At 60.8% G+C, this 17,503-nt stretch carries 16 protein-coding genes and 1 riboswitch; of the genes, 3 read left to right on the top strand and 13 right to left on the bottom strand.

Annotated elements, in window-relative coordinates; translation table 11 throughout:
* Nucleotides 1-34: 34 nt before the first annotated feature.
* The 7 genes from ACMGF9_RS11320 to ACMGF9_RS11290 form a co-directional block, all read right to left on the bottom strand.
* On the bottom strand, nt 35-1,372 hold the full coding sequence (locus tag ACMGF9_RS11320; protein ID WP_021503734.1) for a D-serine ammonia-lyase: 1,338 nt from the start codon (nt 1,370-1,372) through the stop codon (nt 35-37).
* A 108-nt stretch (nt 1,373-1,480) separates the two neighbouring features.
* Nucleotides 1,481-2,170: a VIT family protein gene (locus ACMGF9_RS11315; RefSeq protein ID WP_015377931.1), complete on the bottom strand. Its 690-nt coding sequence runs from the start codon at nt 2,168-2,170 to the stop codon at nt 1,481-1,483.
* A 26-nt stretch (nt 2,171-2,196) separates the two neighbouring features.
* Nucleotides 2,197-2,670: a VOC family protein gene (locus ACMGF9_RS11310; RefSeq protein WP_021503735.1), complete on the bottom strand. Its 474-nt coding sequence runs from the start codon at nt 2,668-2,670 to the stop codon at nt 2,197-2,199.
* Nucleotides 2,671-2,681: 11 nt separating this feature from the next.
* A complete protein-coding gene (locus ACMGF9_RS11305; protein ID WP_004938082.1) occupies nt 2,682-3,032 on the bottom strand; it encodes a DUF1428 domain-containing protein in 351 nt (116 codons plus the stop codon).
* Nucleotides 3,033-3,136: 104 nt separating this feature from the next.
* Nucleotides 3,137-4,579: a sensor domain-containing diguanylate cyclase gene (locus ACMGF9_RS11300; RefSeq protein ID WP_015377933.1), complete on the bottom strand. Its 1,443-nt coding sequence runs from the start codon at nt 4,577-4,579 to the stop codon at nt 3,137-3,139.
* 320 nt (nt 4,580-4,899) lie between these two features.
* Nucleotides 4,900-5,361: a GNAT family N-acetyltransferase gene (locus ACMGF9_RS11295; protein WP_041922341.1), complete on the bottom strand. Its 462-nt coding sequence runs from the start codon at nt 5,359-5,361 to the stop codon at nt 4,900-4,902.
* 55 nt (nt 5,362-5,416) lie between these two features.
* Entirely contained in the window at nt 5,417-6,232 is an 816-nt protein-coding gene (locus tag ACMGF9_RS11290; protein ID WP_015377935.1) for an alpha/beta fold hydrolase, read from the bottom strand.
* 114 nt (nt 6,233-6,346) lie between these two features.
* On the opposite strand from ACMGF9_RS11290, the gene ACMGF9_RS11285 reads away from it, so the two are divergent.
* The gene (locus ACMGF9_RS11285; protein WP_004938091.1) at nt 6,347-6,529 is read left to right on the top strand and encodes a hypothetical protein; all 183 of its coding nucleotides are present in this window, start codon (nt 6,347-6,349) and stop codon (nt 6,527-6,529) included.
* Between the two features lie 48 nt (nt 6,530-6,577).
* Here the strand turns inward: ACMGF9_RS11285 and ACMGF9_RS11280 are convergent, their stop codons facing one another.
* A complete protein-coding gene (locus ACMGF9_RS11280) occupies nt 6,578-9,007 on the bottom strand; it encodes a DUF3772 domain-containing protein (protein ID WP_193152030.1) in 2,430 nt (809 codons plus the stop codon).
* A 449-nt stretch (nt 9,008-9,456) separates the two neighbouring features.
* Here ACMGF9_RS11280 and ACMGF9_RS11275 point away from each other — a divergent pair, with 449 nt between their 5' ends.
* Both ACMGF9_RS11275 and ACMGF9_RS11270 read left to right on the top strand, forming a co-directional pair.
* Nucleotides 9,457-11,187: an ABC-F family ATP-binding cassette domain-containing protein gene (locus tag ACMGF9_RS11275; protein ID WP_118892012.1), complete on the top strand. Its 1,731-nt coding sequence runs from the start codon at nt 9,457-9,459 to the stop codon at nt 11,185-11,187.
* Nucleotides 11,188-11,503: 316 nt separating this feature from the next.
* Entirely contained in the window at nt 11,504-12,349 is an 846-nt protein-coding gene (locus tag ACMGF9_RS11270; RefSeq protein WP_021503739.1) for an inositol monophosphatase family protein, read from the top strand.
* On the opposite strand, the gene ACMGF9_RS11265 is transcribed toward ACMGF9_RS11270, so the two are convergent.
* From ACMGF9_RS11265 to ACMGF9_RS11245, 5 genes are all read right to left on the bottom strand, one after another.
* Nucleotides 12,292-13,668, bottom strand: a complete 1,377-nt coding sequence (locus ACMGF9_RS11265; RefSeq protein WP_075684432.1) for a cation diffusion facilitator family transporter — start codon at nt 13,666-13,668, stop codon at nt 12,292-12,294. The genes ACMGF9_RS11270 and ACMGF9_RS11265 overlap by 58 nt on opposite strands.
* Before the next feature lie 26 nt (nt 13,669-13,694).
* Complete coding sequence (locus ACMGF9_RS11260) at nt 13,695-13,874, bottom strand: hypothetical protein (RefSeq protein ID WP_004938106.1); 180 nt, start codon at nt 13,872-13,874, stop codon at nt 13,695-13,697.
* Between the two features lie 107 nt (nt 13,875-13,981).
* On the bottom strand, nt 13,982-14,074 hold the full coding sequence (gene mgtS, locus ACMGF9_RS11255; protein ID WP_004938109.1) for a protein MgtS: 93 nt from the start codon (nt 14,072-14,074) through the stop codon (nt 13,982-13,984).
* Nucleotides 14,075-14,203: 129 nt separating this feature from the next.
* On the bottom strand, nt 14,204-15,226 hold the full coding sequence (locus ACMGF9_RS11250) for a magnesium transporter (protein ID WP_004938111.1): 1,023 nt from the start codon (nt 15,224-15,226) through the stop codon (nt 14,204-14,206).
* A gap of 75 nt (nt 15,227-15,301) precedes the next feature.
* A riboswitch (M-box (ykoK) riboswitch) is annotated at nt 15,302-15,475 on the bottom strand.
* Between the two features lie 142 nt (nt 15,476-15,617).
* Nucleotides 15,618-17,237: an ABC transporter substrate-binding protein gene (locus ACMGF9_RS11245; RefSeq protein ID WP_021503741.1), complete on the bottom strand. Its 1,620-nt coding sequence runs from the start codon at nt 17,235-17,237 to the stop codon at nt 15,618-15,620.
* Nucleotides 17,238-17,503: the final 266 nt, after the last annotated feature.

Raw genomic sequence — 17,503 nt, 5'->3', positions numbered from 1 at the left:
GGGCGATGTTCGCCCCTTTTTACTTTATTGCGCCTTACTCCGCCGTCTGCCCGGCGGCGAGGTACTTCGCCATTTCCGCCGGCGGCACCATGCCGCCGCCGGTCGCCCACACCAGATGCGTCGCCTGCGCCAGGCTTTCCGCGCTCACCCCTTGCCCGCTAAGCTGTTGCGCATTGGCCTCCATGCGCCACGGCCCGGCCATGCCCGCCAGGGCGGAGGGTTCCAGCTGGATATGCTCGTGCCTGTCCAACAACCCGAGCAACGCGAACATCTCTTCGTCGCTCAGCGTGTAAAATGCGCTCAGCAGGCGCTCCATCGCCCGGCCGACAAAACCCGAGGCGCGCCCCACCGCCAGCCCGTCCGCCGCCGTGCGGTTGTCGATGCCGAGATCTTGCACCGCAATGCCGTCATGCAACCCGCTGTAGACGCCGAGCAGCATGCAGGGGGAATGGGTCGGTTCGGCGAAAATGCAGTGAACGTGATCGCCGAACGCCAGCTTGAGGCCAAAGGCCACACCGCCCGGCCCACCGCCGACGCCGCACGGCAGATACACGAACAGCGGATGCTGCGCGTCCACCACAATGCCCTGTTCGGCAAACTGCCGCTTCAGGCGGCCGCCCGCCACCGCGTAGCCGAGGAACAGGGTTTGCGAGTTTTCATCGTCGATAAAGAAGCAATTCGGATCGTTCGCCGCCTGTTGGCGCCCTTGCTCGACCGCCACGCCGTAATCGTCAGCGTATTCCACCACCGTCACGCCATTGTCGCGCAGCTTCTGTTTTTTCCACTCTCGCGCATCCGCCGACATGTGCACGCTGACATCAAATCCCAGGCGGGCGCTGATGATACCGATGGATAATCCCAGATTGCCGGTTGATCCGACGGCGATGCGGTACTGGCGGAAGAACTGACGAAATGCATCGGAACACAGCCGGGCGTAGTCGTCGCCGATCTGGAGCAGCCCCGCCTCCAGCGCCAGTTTCTCCGCGTGCGTCAGCACCTCATAGATGCCGCCGCGCGCTTTGATTGAACCGGAAATCGGCAGATGGCTGTCCTTTTTCAATAGCAGACGCCCGCCCAACGCCTGCCCATAGCGCCGATCCAACACCTGCTGCATGGCGGGGATCGCCACCAGCTCGGACTCGATGATCCCCTTTGTCGGCTGGGTTTCCGGGAAGGCCGCGGCGAGATAAGGCGCGAAACGCGCCAGGCGCTGCTCGGCTTCGGCAACGTCGGCGGCGGTCAGCCCGACATGGGGCAAGCCGGCGGCCAGCGTGGTCGCACGCGGATTGAACCAGGTGATCGGCTCGAGGGCGACCATTCGTTGCAGCAGCGGATGCTGCGCAACCCACGGTTGGATCTGTGATTTTTGCATAAGAGTCCCTGACTGATTTGGCGTTGCCGTCACCATGCCGTGAACGCCGGCGGCTGACAAATGATAAATTCTGAGTTTGAGGTGCAATAGATTGATGCAAACGCGGCGTTAGCCTGCCGTCACGCCAAACAGCATGCCCACGCCTGAGGAGACCGCCATCGCCAGCGCGCTCCAGATCAGGATACGCGCCACGCCCGGCAAGATCGGCGCCCCGCCGGTTTTCGCGGCGATGCCGCCGAGAACGCCGAGAGAAATCAGCGCCGACGCCACCAGCGCCGCTCGCGTCCAGTCGAGCGGTGCCCACAGCGCCACCAGCAGCGGCAGCAGCGCGCCGAGGGAGAAACTGAGGGCCGACGCCAACGCGGCCTGCAGCGGCCGGGCGCGGGTGACGGAGGAAATGCCCAGCTCGTCGCGCGCGTGCGCCTCCAGCGCATCATGCGCCATGAGCTTTTCCGCCACCTGCCGAGCCAGCGCCGGATCCAGCCCGCGATGCACGTAGATTGACGTCAGTTCGCGAAACTCCCCCGGATAGTCTTCGAGCAACTCCGCCTGCTCTTCCGCCAGCGCGGCCTTTTCGGTATCCGCCTGCGACGAGACCGACACATACTCACCGGTGGCCATCGACATCGCCCCGGCCACCCACCCGGCGACGCCGGCGATCATCAGCGCGGAATGCGCGGCGCTGGCCGCCGCCACGCCCAGCAGCAGGCTGGCCGTCGAAACGATGCCGTCGTTGGCGCCGAGCACCGCCGCCCGCAGCCAGCCGATGCGTTCAATACTGTGCCGCTCTCGATGCATCCTTTCTCTCCTTCGTTCTCTTACCGCTAGCCCCGCGCCGCCGCTTCCAACCCGGCGATGTCGATTTTGCCCATCAGCAGCATCGCTTCCGTGACCCGCCGCACACGAGCGGCGTCGGGATCGTTCATCAACTCCGTCAGGCGCCGCGGCACAATTTGCCAGCACAGCCCCCAGCGATCGCGCAGCCAGCCGCACTGCTCCGCCTCTCCGCCCTCGCTCAAGGCATCCCACAGCCGGTCGACTTCCGCCTGATCGTCACATTCCACCATCACGGAGAAACTGTGGTTGAACGGATCCAGCGACCCGGCTTCGATCGCCGCGTAGCGCTGGTCCCCCAGCGTGAAAGAAGCCAGTTTCACGCTGCCGGCCGGGCCGCTCGGCGTATCCGCCGGCAGGTCGGAAAACCAGTTCACGGACGAACCGGGGATCAGCGCGACATAGCAATTCAGCGCCGCTTCCATGTCCTTTTCAAACCACAGATGTTGCGTAATTCTGGCCATTTGCGCCTCCTTTACGCATCGAGGATCGGCGCGAACCCGCCAAAGATCATGCGTTTGCCGTCAAACGGCATCTCACCGAGCGCCTTCATGCGCGGATCGTTCATCATTTTCTCGTTGGCGGCGTCGCGCACCGCTTTGGAGGGGTACTCTATCCAGCTGAACACCACCACTTCACCTTCTTGCGCCTTCACCGCGCCGCGAAAGTCGGTGAGCTTGCCGTCGGGCACGTCATCGCCCCAACACTCCACGATGCGCGTGGCGCCAAACTCTTTGAACAGCGGCGCCGCTGCGGCCGCCAACCGGTGATAAGCCTCCTTGTTGGCGGCCGGTACCGCCACCACAAAACCGTCTACGTATTTCATCCTGGTATCCTCTTGTCTGATTAAGGACAGTCGGTTCAGCGCGGGCGACGTTGCCTGCGCCCCCTACCAGTTTAGACGGCGGGCGCGCAACCCGGATCGGAAGTTCAGCGCTCAGGATCGTTCGGTGGGTCAGAGTCCGGCGTGGCGACCCGGTTACGGCCGGCGTTTTTCGCTTTGTATACCGCCAGATCCGCCAGTTTGAGCAAGTCGGCCAGGCTGTGGCCGGAACCGCCCGGGCAGGTCACCATGCCGATGCTGACGGTGATCTGCAGCGGATGGCCGGCCGGCATGGTGATCGATTCCGCCTCAATGCGTTGCCGCAGCCGTTCGGCCAACTGCAACCCTTGCTGTGGCTGGCCGAGCGTCGAGACGATAGCGAACTCTTCGCCGCCCATGCGGCCGAACAGATCATCGACGCGCAAATCGGCGGCGATCGCACGGGTAAAGGCCATCAGCGCCTGATCGCCGCCGGCGTGGCCGAAACGATCATTGATCGATTTGAAGTAATCAATATCAAGCATCATGACGCATACCAACTCGCCCTTTTGGTCAATCATCCGCTCGCCGCGCTGCATAAACGCATTGCGCGTCAGCACGTGGGTCAGCGCATCGTGGTTCGCCACATGCTCCAGCGTGCGCAGCAGCGCGCTGCGCGCATAGTTCATGCTGGCCACGGCGATGGGCCCCAGCGCCAGCAGCGCGATGCCCAAACGCATCGATACCGCGTTTTGCAACACCTGCATGTCGAGCGTCGTGCTAAGCAACCCGAAATCGATCGCCAGATGGCACCACAGCACATAAATCAGCACCGCAATCATGGTGCAGAACAGCGAAAAGGACATCGCCAGCCACAGCAGCACCGGCATGGGAAAGATCACCGCCCCGGGGCCGCCGATCAGCACGCTGCAGATCGCCGCCAACGCCAGCAGCGCCAATACCGCCAGTTTTCGTCCCGCGCGCGGCCATTGGCTGCGCTGCGTCACTATGCTGCGGGCCGCGCGCAAGCGATGCCGCCAATCGGCGGGAAACGCCAGAATAAACGGCATCAGCGTGACGTAGTTGGTGAACTCGGATGAGAACCACAGTGCCAGCGAGGTCAAATAGGGCCTGCCGAACAGCCACTGCGAGGCCGCCGCGCCCACCAAACCGGTCGCGGCGGCGGCGGCCAGGCAGATGCCGAACAGGTACATGCTGGAGGCGCCACGCTGCAGCATACGCGCCGGCGGCGACAGCCGCATGTACAGCAGATACCCCACCACCACGCCGGTCAGATTGGCGGCGTTCAGCAGCAGCGCCTTTTGCAGCGAACTGCCGGTCAGCAGGTCCGCCGCCAGATAACCCAGCACCGCCATGCCCCAGCCGGCGCGCGTGGCCCACTGCGGGCGGCGCACCAGAAACGCCAGCAGTACGGCGTTTACCGGCCAGAATATCGCCAAAAATCCGACGGGGCGGCTCACGATGCCCAACAGGCAAACCGCGAACACCAACAGAAAGACGGTGAGTGCGGGCCAAATTTTCCGGGCATCGGACAACGAGGTGGTTTGCATCTTGGATCCAGAGACTTCTGCTGCGTAAGGTGACAATCTGTTCGTGTCACAACCGTCGACGATGAGGAGAAGATAAGCGGCCGACTCGCCTATTATTGCCAGTTTTGCTGGCCCGGACATCTGTTTATTCATCTAGGAAAAATATATTTGTGTATCAATATATTGACGACACCCGCATACCTGGCACAGAAACGGCTAAAGCGGACGCTTCACTTTGAACATTTCACGCCCCAGTTGGCCTGTTACCGGTAAAAACCGCCGTCTTTTTCCTCAAAAGCAAAATAAGATTGGGCTATGTGGGGTTGTTTTTTCATCCCGCGTCAAAACGCCTTGCGATACATCACAAAACCGGGACGCTCCGCCACCTTGTCGTACAGCCGCATGGCGATCTGGTTGGTTTCGTGGGTATTCCAATACACACGCGGCAACCCCAACTGCTGCGCACGCTCGTAAACCGCCGCGATCAGCGCCCTCGCCACCCCTTTGCCGCGCACCGCCTCTGCGGTGAACAGATCCTGCAGATAGCAGTTGGGCTGCAGCTGAATGGTGCTGCGGTGCAGAAGATAGTGCGTTAATCCAACGACCTGCCCCTGATGCTCGGCGACCAGCGCGTACATCGGTTCGTAGGCGTCGAAAAAACGCCGCCAGGTGGTCTGTGTCACCTCATCCGGCAGCGCCGTTGCCCCCTCCCGGCCGTAAAAGGCGTTATACCCTTGCCACAGTGCCAGCCAGGCGGCGTAATCCCGTTGTTCCAGCGATCTGACCACGATGCTTTCGCTCATGATGTCCTCTTCGATGATGCCCAAATGCCCCGCCTCCAGCATAGAACAACGAGCGTCAACGCGCAGGCGGCGGCATCACACCGGCGAGAAAATCCAGCAACGCGCGGTTGAACAGCGCGGGCCGCTGCAGCGGCGCGAAGTGGCTGACGCCCGGCAGCGTCGTCAAACGGGCGCCAGGAATGCTGCGGCTCAGGTAGGCGGCATGTTCGGCGCGGATAAATTCATCGTGTTCGCTGTGAACGATCGTCACCGGCACGCGAATGGCCGCCAATTCCCGTGCGCGGTAGTCCGGCTGGCTGCTCATCATCAGGCTTACGGCGGAGACGAAGGGAGCGAAATCCTCCGGCGTCGGTGACAAGGCGGCATAGTCCTGCGCATGGCGCGCAAAACAGCGCTCGACGAGCGGACTGGACGGCGGCGGTTTAACCCCGCTGGCATCCATATTGCAGCCGAAGAAAAAGACGCCGTCCACCCGCTCGGGCGCCCGATGGGCGGCGATGAGCGCGACGCAAGCGCCGTCGCTCCAGCCCGCCAGCGCGGCGTGGGGGATTTGCAGCGCCGCCATCACCGCCAACAGATCATCGGCCATCCGATCGTAACGATACGGCCGGGCGTCGCGCGTGCTGCGTCCGTGCCCGCGGCTATCGATGAGCAACACCCCGTAGCCGGCGGCCAGCAGCGCCGGCAGTTGATACCCCCAGTTGCCGCTGTGGCCCAGGCCGCCGTGCAACAGGATCAGCGTCGGATCAGCGCCATAGGCCGCATACCAGATGTGCGCGCCGTCGTGTTCGACAAAGCCCTGCCTGGAACCGGGCGGCAACGGCGGCGCGCCCTGCGCGGCAAAGCGGGTCAAATCGTCGTCGGTTTGCATCTTTCTCCCCTCATTCGCCGAGGTTGAGCATCAATACGGCATCCAGGGAGTATAGTTCGCAGCGGCAAGCGGTGCCGTTCGCTTTCCCGGCATATACTTAAAGGAGGAATCGCAATGGAGGACGGTGAGATGAAGAAGATAATTCTCGTGTTTTTGACGTTGATGCTGAGCGGTTGTATCGGCGGAGGCGGCGGCCCATCGAATGCGCCTTCGGCATCGCCAAATGAACCTTACACCTGCACCAAATCCAGCGCCAACAGCGACTGCTCGCAATCGGTGGAACCATCGATGTACTAGCCGCGCTCGGCGGGCCGTCGCTTAACGGCCCGCCGCCTCAAACCGGCACTAGGAGGAGTGCTCCTCTTCATTGGCCTGATATCGCGTCGCCTGCTGCTTCATAAATACCACTTCTTGCGGGCTGGACAGGCTCACTTCCTGCGCGCGCAGCAGCTTGAGGATATTGAACAGCAGTTCGCTCTTGGTGGCGCCGACCATGCGCGGGCTCGGCACATAGCCGGTCACGCTCAGGATAATGCCGTCCGGCCCCAGTTGGCTGAAGCGCACGTAAGGCGCCGGCGTGTCCAGAATGGTTTCGTACTCGTTATAGGCGCTGAGCAAGATATTGCGCACCTGCTCCGGATCGATCGAGGTCGGGAACGTCAACGCGATGGTCACCACGCCTTGCGCGTTGCCCATGGTGGCGTTGCGCACGTTCTGCGAGATCAGCTGCGAGTTCGGTACGATCATGGTGGAACGGTCGCTGAGCTGGATTTCGGTAGCGCGCACGTTGATGCGCCGCACGTCGCCTTCCACGCCGCCGATGCCGATCATATCCCCGACCTTCACCGGGCGTTCGGTCAGCAGGATCAGGCCGGAAATAAAGTTCTTCACAATCTCCTGCAAACCGAAACCGATACCGACCGACAGGGCGCTGACGATCCACGCCAGGTTGCTCCACTGGATGCCCAGCGCCGCCAGGGTGATCAGAATCACCAGCACATAGCCGATATTGCTGAACAGCGTCACCAGCGAGGCGCGAATGCCGACGTCCGAAATGGTCTTCGGCAGCAGCTCAGAGCCCAGCCAGCGCCGCACCGCGCGCAGGATGTAGATGCCGATCGCCAGGCAGATCACGGCGTTGAGCAGGTTGCCGGGCACGATGTTGAAACGCTGCAAGCCTTCGCCGGTCAGGATCGAGACGATTTTCTCCATCAGCGAGCCCGGCGTGGTGCTGCCGAACGAGCCGTTGAACAACGCGATGATCATCAACAGCAACAGTGAACATTTGGCCAGCGCGGTGGTGATGATCGCCACCTGCTCCAGATGGCGATCCTTGAAGCTGAGCGTTTTCTTCAGCATCTTGCCGCTGACGGTCTGCGGCGAAAACAGCGCGGCGCACAGGTCGGTGGCGAACAGTACCATGAAGTAGAACGCCATCAGCACCAGCACCACCCAGATCAGCTGGTAGGTCAGGAAGCGGGCGAAGGCGATGTAGCCGATAAGCAGGGAAAGCAGGATCACCACCGAACACACCAGGGTGACGATGTGCACCAGCCCGCCGACCAGCGTGCGTTTTTCCAGGTGCGCGCCCTGCTGCTCCAGACGGCGACGAATGCGCTGGCCGCGCAGCGGCGCCGCCAGCAGCACCATGCCGATCAGCCCCGCCACCAGGCCGTTGCCGAAGATGGTGGTAGCCAATGAGGCGCTGACGACGTTGTTGATCAGCTCCACAGTACCGAACGCCAGCGCCAGACCGGCCAGCAGCGGCGAGAAGTAACGCAGCCCGGCGGCCACTTCATTGTCCAGCGAAGCCAAACGCCAGGACGGGCGATTCAGCGACAGCGCCGCACGCCCCAGCCCGGCGATCAGCGCGCAGAAAATCCCCAGACGGTTAAAGCCTTCGGCAAAGTCTTCCAGCATGACCGGCAGCGGCTGCACGCGGATAAAGACGTAATACAGCAGGTTCAGCGCGATCGAGGTGGTGATCACCGTCACCGCCACGGTGATGATGGCCATAAAGCTGCGGCGCAGGCGCCCGTCCGGCAGGAAGCGAATGCTGACCCAGGCGAGGAAACGCTCGGACAAATAGCGCCCCCAGGACCAGACGATCACCGCCAGCGCCAGCAACGCCAGCGTGCCGTACCGCCATTCGTCCTGCCAACTGGCGTCCCAGGCCGCTTTCATCTCGGCGTTGAACTGGTCCAGCCGCTGCACGTCATCCGCTGACGGCTGCACGACCGGCGTCCAGAATTTGACGCCCAAAATGCTGCCGGTGTTCAGCGCCAGCTGGGTTTTGAACGCCACCCGACGCAGATCGCTGATCTGCTGGCCCAGATCGAAGGCGCTGGTCTTGATGGCCTGCGCGCGTTTTACCGCATCGTCCAACTGCTTCTTGCTGCTGTTCAGCGCATTGCGCTGCTGGGCGACGGCCGGGGTTTCCGGCAGCGCGCCGGCCGCCGGGGCCGGCCCCAGCACGTCCAGCTGCGCCTGCAGTTTTTCCTGCACCGGCTGCAGATCGGCGGACAATTTATCCATGCTGGCGACCAGATCGTCCGTCGCCAACCGCAGCTTGCTGAGCTGGGTGTCGGTCGTCGCTTTGGAAACCAGCTGCTTCATGCTGTCCAACTGCTTTTGCGCGGCTTTCAGCTGCGTAGCGGGATCGGGCGCGCTTTCGGCGGCGGGATCATCCTGGGTGGCGGCGACGGCGGCGAACGGCGTCAGTTGCATACCCAACAGCAATAATAACAACAGCAGGAACGGGCGAGGCTTTAACATAAATTCAGTGCTCAGCATCATTATCTGATAGACAGACGAACAGGCGGCGGATGAACCGTCGCTTAACCATAAACGCTAATTATAATAGCTGCTTAATGTCGGCCGAAATACAGTAATTATTCCCATTGTGTGCCACGCGCCCGCGCTCGCCTTAGCTTGCTGATAATTCAGGCGCTTTTACACTGGCGATACGGCATGAAGCGCTCTATAATCCAGCCACCGATTAACCTGCAACCAATAAAAGGAGACTTACTATGCTGACGTGTGAATTGGTTTTTCACTCACACTTCTTTGGTAATCGTCGCCGCTCAAGCATTACCGGTATCGCGCTGCGATAACCCAGCTTGAGCGAAGCTTACTAAATCCAGGATCTTCCCTCCGGCTTACCGGGTTGTCGTCAGCAATGTTTGACGATAGGCATTGTCATGCCTGTAACTCTTGAGTAAGCAATGAGCACATTACTGTCTGCACAATCTGTCGGTTACGACAACGCGTTCGGCGTCCTGCTGAGCGAGATTTCCTTCAGCCTGAAAAAAGGCGACCGCATCGGTTTGATCGGCGATAACGGCTGCGGCAAAAGCACCCTGCTGCAAATTCTCAGCGGCGACCTGCCTGCGCACACCGGAACGGTGACATTGTCACATCAATGTCTGATGGCGCGCATCGAGCAGCACCTGCCGCCGGAACTGCACACCAGCACCCTGCTGGATGCGGTTCTGGCGCGGCTGCCTGCGGGCCAACACCTCAGCGAACGCTGGCGCTGCGAAGCACTACTGGCCGAGCTGGGGTTTGAACCGGCGAGCTGGACGCTGACCGCCGGCACCCTCAGCGGCGGCCAGCATACGCGGCTGCTGTTGGCGCGCGCGCTGATCCGCCAACCCGATCTGCTGCTGCTCGACGAACCCAGCAACCACCTGGACCTGCCCACGCTGCTGTGGCTGGAACAGTTCTTGCGTAACTGGACCGGCAGCTTCGTGCTGGTGTCGCACGATCGCTACCTGCTCGACCAGGTAACCAACTGCACCTGGATCCTGCGCGACAAAACGCTGCAGTTCTTCCGTTTGCCCTGCTCTGCGGCGCGCACCGCGCTGGCGGAACAGGACGCCGCAGACGAACAGCGGCGACAGGCCGAGCAAAAGGAAATCGACCGGGTGGAAAAAAGCGCCAAGCGCCTGGCGACCTGGGGCAAGGTCTACGACAACGAAGATCTGGCGCGCAAGGCCAAGCAAATGGAGAAGCGCGTCGATCGGTTGAAGGAAGAACAGACCACCCTGACCGCCGGCAGCCCGTGGCGGCTGCGGCTGCAGGGAGAAGCGCTGGACGCCGATCGCCTGCTGGCGCTGCCGCACTGGGCGGTGCGCCCGGCGCCGGATGCGCCGGTGCTGTTCAGCCTGGAACATCTGCGCGTGAAAAGCGGCGATCGCATCGCCATCGTCGGACGCAACGGCTGCGGCAAATCGTCGCTGCTGCGCCTGCTGTGGCGCGAGTATCAGCAACAAACGCAGCGCCCGGCACTGTTCCATCCGCGCGTGCGCATCGGCTATTACGATCAGAGCCTGCAACAGCTGCGCGATGAAGACACGTTGAGCGAAGCGCTGGCGCAGTTTGCGCCGCTGACCGAGGAACAGCGGAAAATGGCGCTGATCGGCGCCGGGTTCCCTTACCTGCGCCACCATCAGCAGATCCGTTCGCTGAGCGGCGGCGAGCGTTCACGGTTGTTGTTCGTCGGCCTGACGCTGGCCAACCATTCGCTGCTGTTGCTGGACGAGCCCACCAACCACCTGGATATGGCCGGCAAAGAGGAGCTGGCGGAAACGCTGCGCCAATTCCCCGGCGCCGTCATGCTGGTCACCCACGATCGGATGCTGATCGAACAGAGCTGCAACCGCTTTTGGCTGATCGACCAGCAAAAACTGGAGGAGTGGCACGATCTCGCGCCGGTGTACCAGCGCCTGGCGGGTGAAACGCCGGCTCTGCCGACGGCGCACCAGGCCAACGCAGACGCCCCGACGCCAAACCCGCTGTTGGAAGGCGAAGAGGCGTTGCTGACCGCCCTGTTTGCCCTCGAAAGCAAACTGGAGGCCGACCTGGCGCGTAAACCGAAGCATCAAAAACCGGAGCTTCAGGCGCGTTGGCGCCGCGAGATTGCCGACCTCACCGCCCGGTTGCATCTGGGCTAATCCCACAGGCCGCCCGGCGGCCTGTCAGGCTATTGACAAAGAGGGGAAAAAGCGTGGTTTTTCCCCTCTTTGTGGCGATCGGCCGAAAATCAATAAATTGATTTTCCTTGTTTTTTATTCGGTGCTCTCTGCCAACCCGGCAAGGGTATAAAGGCCGCCCGGCGGCCTGTTTTTTCCTCTTTGCAAAAACCGCGTGCCGCCGCCGGCTTGAGGCGCGACACGCGGCGCTTTTGTTATCCGCAGCGCTGAGCGACACATTACTTTCATCATTCTCTGGCAGGCTACTGCCATTCTTTTTTTCGTTATCAGGCACTCCATGACATCACTCTCTCCACGGGACATCGAGGCGCGCTACCGCTTCGCGCGTGAGATCGCCCGCGCCGCCGCCGATCTCGCCTTCAGCTTTTATCAACGCCGGCAAAGCCTGGCCGTCGAGTTTAAACAGGGGCTGCAGGACGTGGTCAGCGAGGCCGACCGCCGAGTCGAGGCGCTGATCCGCCGTATGATCAACCGTCGGTTTCCCCAGGACGGGTTTCTCGGCGAAGAGAGCGGCAGCAGCGGCGATAATGCTGCCTGTATTTGGGTGGTCGATCCGATTGACGGCACCGCCTGCTTCCTGAACGGGCTGCATACCTGGTGTATCGCGATAGGCGTTGTGATCGACGGTGAGCCAGCGATCGGCGTGGTCTACGATCCCAACCACCGCGAGATGTTCCGCGCCTGCCGCGGCCAAGGCGCTTTCCTCAACGGGGAACCGATCGGCGTGCATGCCGGGCGCAGCGTCGCGGATGGCGTGATGGGCGTCGGGATATCACCGCGCGCCTCGGCGGCGGAATTCAGCGGTTTTCTCTGTCGCCTGCTGCAGGCGGGCGGCATGTTTGTGCGCAGCGGTTCCGGCGCGTTGATGACCGCCCAGGTGGCCGCCGGGCGTCTGCTGGGCTATTACGAACCGCATATGAACGCCTGGGACAGCCTGCCTGGGCTGGTGCTGACGCGCGAAGCCGGCGGCGTGGCGAATGACTTTATGCACCACAACGGGCTGCGACGCGGCAACCCGCTGCTGCTGGCCAACGCGGCGCTCTATCCGCAATTGGCTGAGCTGATTCAAACGCCGGGCTTGATCGGCTCGACGTGCCCTATCGCGCGTGAGATGGCCGGATAAAGCGCGCGCAGCCGCCGCTCGACCCGATCGACCGCATCGTGCGCGGCGGCGATGGTTACCGCCGGCGACACCCGGCAGTGGAAGTTGACGATGATGCCGCCGTCGGTTCTGCGCGCCCGGATGTTGTGCACGTCTTGCACCTTATCCCCCTGCTCCAGCGCCGACTGCAAAATCAGCCGGATATCGGCCAGCTCGGCGGCGGAAACATCCTCGCTGGCCAGCCAGTGCGGCGTCTGCGGCTCCAGATGGGTCTCTATCTCGGTGTCCTCGCCGATCGCCTGACGCAGGATCCCTTCTATCTCCGTGGCGATATCATGCGCCTGCGCCACGCTGGCGTTGGCCGGCACCGCCAGATCCATGCCGATCGCCATGCGCGTCGGCAACTGCTGCAAGGTGACGTTCTGCACCTGCGCGCCGTGATTGGCGGCGATCGCCCGAATGCGCGTCGCCATGTCTTCGTCGCTGCGGGTCTGCGGCACCGCGATGACGGTAAACTCCGCCTTGGCATACTGCTGCCGCAGTCGTTCGACGATTTCTCGCTTGAGCGCATCGATGCGCTCCAGCGGCAAGGTGCGGCACACCGCCACCGTGATCTCGACAAACAGTACGGCGCCGGCGTTGCGAATACGCACGCTGTCGCAGGCCAGCACCGCCGGGAAGCTGTCCAGCGTGGCGCGAATCGCCTCGGTGGCCCCGGCGGGCGCGGCATCCATCAGCGAGTCGAAGGAGCGTTTACCCAGTTTGATTGCCGCGACAAAGATAAAACCGGCGACGATCAGCGCGGCGATGGCGTCCGCACGGCCAAAGCCCAGCAGCACAAACACCATGCCCAGCAGCACCACGCCGGACGAAAGCATGTCGGAGAAGAAATGCAGCGCATCCGCTTCCAGCGCCGCGCTGTCGGTCGCCCTGGCGACGCGGTTGAGCGCCCGCACGCGGAAAAAATCGACGCAGATGGAAATCAGCAGCACCGCGATCACCACCGGCGCCGCGACGATCTCATGCGGCTGCCCAAGCAGGCTGCTGCCCGCCTCGTAGACGATCCAACCGGCGGCGCCGAGCAACAGCAACACCTCGAACAGCGCCGCCAGGTTTTCCACCTTGCCGTGGCCGAAGTGGTGATCGTCATCGGCGGGTTTATCGCTGATGCGCACCGCCAGCCAGGTGATGCTGGTGGCGATAAAATCGGTGAAAGAGTGGATCCCTTCGGATATCAGGCCAATACTGCCGGTAAAAATGCCGGCGACGAATTTGCCCGTGGCCAGCAACCCGCTGGCGATCATCGAGTTTCTGGCCACGGCCTGTTTTTCATTTTGCATGATGCTGCTCACATTCGGACGGTGATTTATTTTTTTACTTTAGAGGATAATTGCCAGACAAAGGCGATCAGCAGCATACTGCCAGAGAAAGTCAGCATGAGGCTAGTAAGAAAATTGGATTTTCCGGTGGAATAAAAATAAATCTCATTCACCCCCACCGAAATCATTAAAATGGCGTAGAGCAATCCCAGAATAAGAATCGTCATTATTATCAACTCCCGTATCAGGCCGCGCGTTCAGCGCGCCGCTAAATCCTCCCCATAATAAATAGCGATCACGGGGAGGATGCATCTAGGCGGATCTTTAGCGTTCATCAATCATCCCATTTGGTGCTCATATAGGCCGCCAACAGGCCCAGCGAGCTGATCATTGCCAGGAATCCCATAAAAATAGTCATGTTTCCCATTATTTTGTCCTCAGGTTAAATGTTATCGATAAAATCCCCTTGCGTTAAATATCGGGGTTGGTCGGCGTCCATGGTTTTTAACGTCCTCCTCAGGTTTGTCACATTTCCGCCCTTTACGGGCGGAGCGGTTTAAATACCCAAAACGTGTTGGGCGATTTTGAAATAAATAATCAGGCCGGTGCCATCGATAAAGGTGGCGATAAACGGCGCCGACACCACGGCAGGATCGATGCCGAGACGTTTCAGCAGCATCGGGATGATCGACGAAACAATGGCGCTCCACACGGTGATCGCCACCAGCGACAGGCTGACCACCAGCGTCACCTCCATGCCGACGCCCATGATCCAGGCGCGCACCCAGGCCGCCAGGCCGATGGTGACGGCGATCAGCAGCGAGGTCGTGACCTCCTTGCGGATCACCGCGCCCAGGTTGCGCAGGCTGACCTCGCCCAGCGCCATGGCGCGCACCAGCGTCGAGGTGATCTGGGTGCCGCTGTTGCCGCCGGTGCCGATCAGCAGCGGGATAAAGAACGCCAGCGCAATCGCCGCTTCGAGCTGATCTTCAAACGCTTTCAGCACGTTGCCGGTGTAGGCTTCAGCGACGAACAACATCAGCAGCCACACCGAGCGTTTACGCCACAGCGCCCACGGGCTGGTCTCCAGATAAGGCTTGTCCAGCGGCAGGCTCGCGCCCTGGCGTTGTGCATCCTCGGTGTTTTCATCCTCGACCAGCCGGGCGATCTCACGCTCGCCCAGTACGCCGACCAGCGTGTTATTGGCCACCACCGGCACCACGTCCAGCCCCCCTTTGCCCAGCAGATGCGCCACGTCGTTGCGGTCATCGTCGGGCGAAACCTGGAAATAGCTGTAATCCATCATTACGCCGACGGCTTTATCCTGTTCTTCGCACTGCAACAGTTTTTTCACCGACAGTGTGCCGCGCAGATGATAATCGTCCGCGGTAATAAATACCCGGCTGGGAATTTCGTCCGTTTTGAGCTGCGAAAGTAAATATTCCCGGGCATGATTGACCGTCATCGTTGCGGGAACGGTAATAAAATCGGCGTTCATATAACCGGCGACCGAAGTCTCGTCGAGAGTTTCAGTCGCGTTCAGCGCCGGAGAAGAATAGTGTTGATGTGACTTGATCATTTTGTCAGTCCCTATTTCTGTTGTGAACTTCAACAGCGAATCGCATAGGGGCGTAACCACAGAGGGAGTGCAGACTGCCTATCTCCGCGTCCAGGTTTTAGCACTATACAACGTATCCGAGTTGTTGCTCGGAAGTTACTTTGGGCTAAACCTTAATCCGATAAAGCCTGTCTTAACCTTGGGCATCTCTCGATGTCGTCAGATCAGTAACCTGTGTTTGTATAGGAGCCTCGCCAAACGAGATACTGCATATAAACTACCGGCGCAGTATAGGCGTTGTTTTATCCGGCGGGAAGAAAAGATTGCCCGTCGTTTATGGAGTATTTAGGATAATGTTAATTAAACGGCCATTTATAAAAACGGCTGATATAAATCAGCCGTTTTTTATTTTTCAGTGTTCGAGAATGTAGACGTTTTTATCGTATAAGGCGCCCTGACGAGTAAAGTCGATCCCCTTCACGTAAGGTTTGATGAGCGTGGCGTTGGCTTCGTAGTACACCGGCGCGACCGGCGTATCGACGGCCAGCACCGCCTCGGCCTGCTGGAAATATTGCTGCACCTGCTGCGGTGTCGGCGCCGCCGTCGCCTGATGCAGAATGCGATCGTACTCCGGATTGCGGTATTTGGGGCTGTTCTCGCTGCTGTCGGAACGGAACACGTTCAGGAAAGTAGACGGATCGTTGTAATCCGCCAGCCAGCGGGTAAAGGCCACGCCGTACTGCCCGCGGTTGATATTGTCCAGCGTGACTTTGCGCTCCTGGCTTTGCAAGGTGGCCTCTGCGCCGAGGTTCTTTTTCCACATGGCGGCGGCGGCGATGACGATCTTCTTGATGGTGGCGTCATTGCTGTACAGCACGGTAAAGCGCAGCGGATGCTCGGCGTTGAAACCGGCCTGCGCCAGCAGTTGCTTCGCCTGGGCGTGGCGTTGTTCCGGCGTCAAACCGGCCGCGGCGCCGGGCTGCAGGCTATAGCCGCCCGCCCCAGTTGGGGTAAAGGTCCAGGCCGGCTGCTGGCCGTATCCCAACACTTTGCCGGCGATAATCTCTTTGTCCAGCGCCAGGTTCAGCGCCTGGCGCACCCGCACGTCGTTAAACGGCGCCTGGCGGTTGTTGAAGGCGAAATAGCTGGTGGAGAGCAGCGGATAGGTCACCAGCTGTTGCTCGCCGAGCGTTTTTTTCAGCTGCTGATACAGCTCCGGCGGCGTGGTATACCCCAGCTCAACCTCACCGGCGCGAAAACGCGCCACTTCCGGGAAGCCCTGGATCGGCAAGAAGGTGACCTTGTTGAGCACGGTATTGGCGTTATCCCAATACTGCGGGTTACGTTCCACCACCACCTTTTCGTTCACCACCCACTGGCTGAGGCGGAACGCCCCGTTGCCGACAAAGTGCGCCGGCTGCGTCCAGTTTTTGCCGTACTGCTCCACCACCTTGCGGTTAACCGGCAAAACCGGGAAATGCACCAGTTGCTTGAGCAGATAGGAATTAGGCTCCGACAGCGTCACCTGCAGAGTGTGCGCATCCAGCGCCTTGACGCCCAGCTCGCTCGGCGGTTTGCTGCCGGCGTTGATCGCCGCCGCATTCAGCACGTAGGCCGAAGCCAGATAGCTGCCGTACGGCGAGGCGGTTTTCGGATCGGTGAGGCGCCGCCAGCTGTAAACGAAATCGTCGGCGGTCACCGGATCGCCGTTCGACCATTTGGCCTGCGGCCGCAGACGGAAAGTCCAGACGTTGCCCTGATGCTCCCACGTCTGCGCCAGTGCCGGGATCACTTCACCGTCTTTTCCGACGCGCAGCAAGCCTTCGAACAGATCGTTGAAGATGTAGAACTCCACATTGCTTTCGGCCAGGTTTGGATCCAGCGTCGCCGGTTCATACCCGTTGGCGCGCACCAGTTCTTGCACCGCCGCCAGTTTAACGCCTGCCGGCACCTCTGCGGCATGGGCAGCCGTAGCATTAAAAGCCAGGAGGATTAAACCAGCCAGTTTCTTGCCATTAAATGAATATTTCACGTCGATATCCCTGATTAGTGTTTTATCGCGTTTAATATGCAATGAGGCAGTGGAATAAATTAAATCATTAATCGCTATGAGTCATAACCAAAAGCGGTGTTGAATTTCTTTCATTATCAAAGAAGTACTGGCAACAGAACGATGAAAAACACGAGGATAAACGCGGAGACCGGCATTGCCGTCAGGAACGCCGTGAACCGGCGGTGACATAAATTCAGGCAATCAATACAGATTATTCCAGCCGAAGCTTAACTTATCCTTAGGGC

It is taken from the genome of Serratia sp. BNK-23 (assembly GCF_047456145.1).
GTDB classification, from domain to species: domain Bacteria; phylum Pseudomonadota; class Gammaproteobacteria; order Enterobacterales; family Enterobacteriaceae; genus Serratia; species Serratia nematodiphila.
The sequence above is the reverse complement of the archived record's forward strand: the minus strand, read 5'-3'. Positions and strand labels throughout refer to the sequence as shown.

Bases quoted from the DNA above. Each gene is read 5' to 3' on its own strand.
- ACMGF9_RS11320 (WP_021503734.1), bottom strand. From the start codon at position 1,372: ATGCAAAAATCACAGATCCAACCGTGGGTTGCGCAGCATCCGCTGCTG.
- ACMGF9_RS11315 (WP_015377931.1), bottom strand. From the start codon at position 2,170: ATGCATCGAGAGCGGCACAGTATTGAACGCATCGGCTGGCTGCGGGCG.
- ACMGF9_RS11310 (WP_021503735.1), bottom strand. From the start codon at position 2,670: ATGGCCAGAATTACGCAACATCTGTGGTTTGAAAAGGACATGGAAGCG.
- ACMGF9_RS11305 (WP_004938082.1), bottom strand. From the start codon at position 3,032: ATGAAATACGTAGACGGTTTTGTGGTGGCGGTACCGGCCGCCAACAAG.
- ACMGF9_RS11300 (WP_015377933.1), bottom strand. From the start codon at position 4,579: ATGCAAACCACCTCGTTGTCCGATGCCCGGAAAATTTGGCCCGCACTC.
- ACMGF9_RS11295 (WP_041922341.1), bottom strand. From the start codon at position 5,361: ATGAGCGAAAGCATCGTGGTCAGATCGCTGGAACAACGGGATTACGCC.
- ACMGF9_RS11290 (WP_015377935.1), bottom strand. From the start codon at position 6,232: ATGCAAACCGACGACGATTTGACCCGCTTTGCCGCGCAGGGCGCGCCG.
- ACMGF9_RS11285 (WP_004938091.1), top strand. From the start codon at position 6,347: ATGGAGGACGGTGAGATGAAGAAGATAATTCTCGTGTTTTTGACGTTG.
- ACMGF9_RS11280 (WP_193152030.1), bottom strand. From the start codon at position 9,007: ATGTTAAAGCCTCGCCCGTTCCTGCTGTTGTTATTATTGCTGTTGGGT.
- ACMGF9_RS11275 (WP_118892012.1), top strand. From the start codon at position 9,457: ATGAGCACATTACTGTCTGCACAATCTGTCGGTTACGACAACGCGTTC.
- ACMGF9_RS11270 (WP_021503739.1), top strand. From the start codon at position 11,504: ATGACATCACTCTCTCCACGGGACATCGAGGCGCGCTACCGCTTCGCG.
- ACMGF9_RS11265 (WP_075684432.1), bottom strand. From the start codon at position 13,668: ATGCAAAATGAAAAACAGGCCGTGGCCAGAAACTCGATGATCGCCAGC.
- ACMGF9_RS11260 (WP_004938106.1), bottom strand. From the start codon at position 13,874: ATGACGATTCTTATTCTGGGATTGCTCTACGCCATTTTAATGATTTCG.
- mgtS (WP_004938109.1), bottom strand. From the start codon at position 14,074: ATGGGAAACATGACTATTTTTATGGGATTCCTGGCAATGATCAGCTCG.
- ACMGF9_RS11250 (WP_004938111.1), bottom strand. From the start codon at position 15,226: ATGATCAAGTCACATCAACACTATTCTTCTCCGGCGCTGAACGCGACT.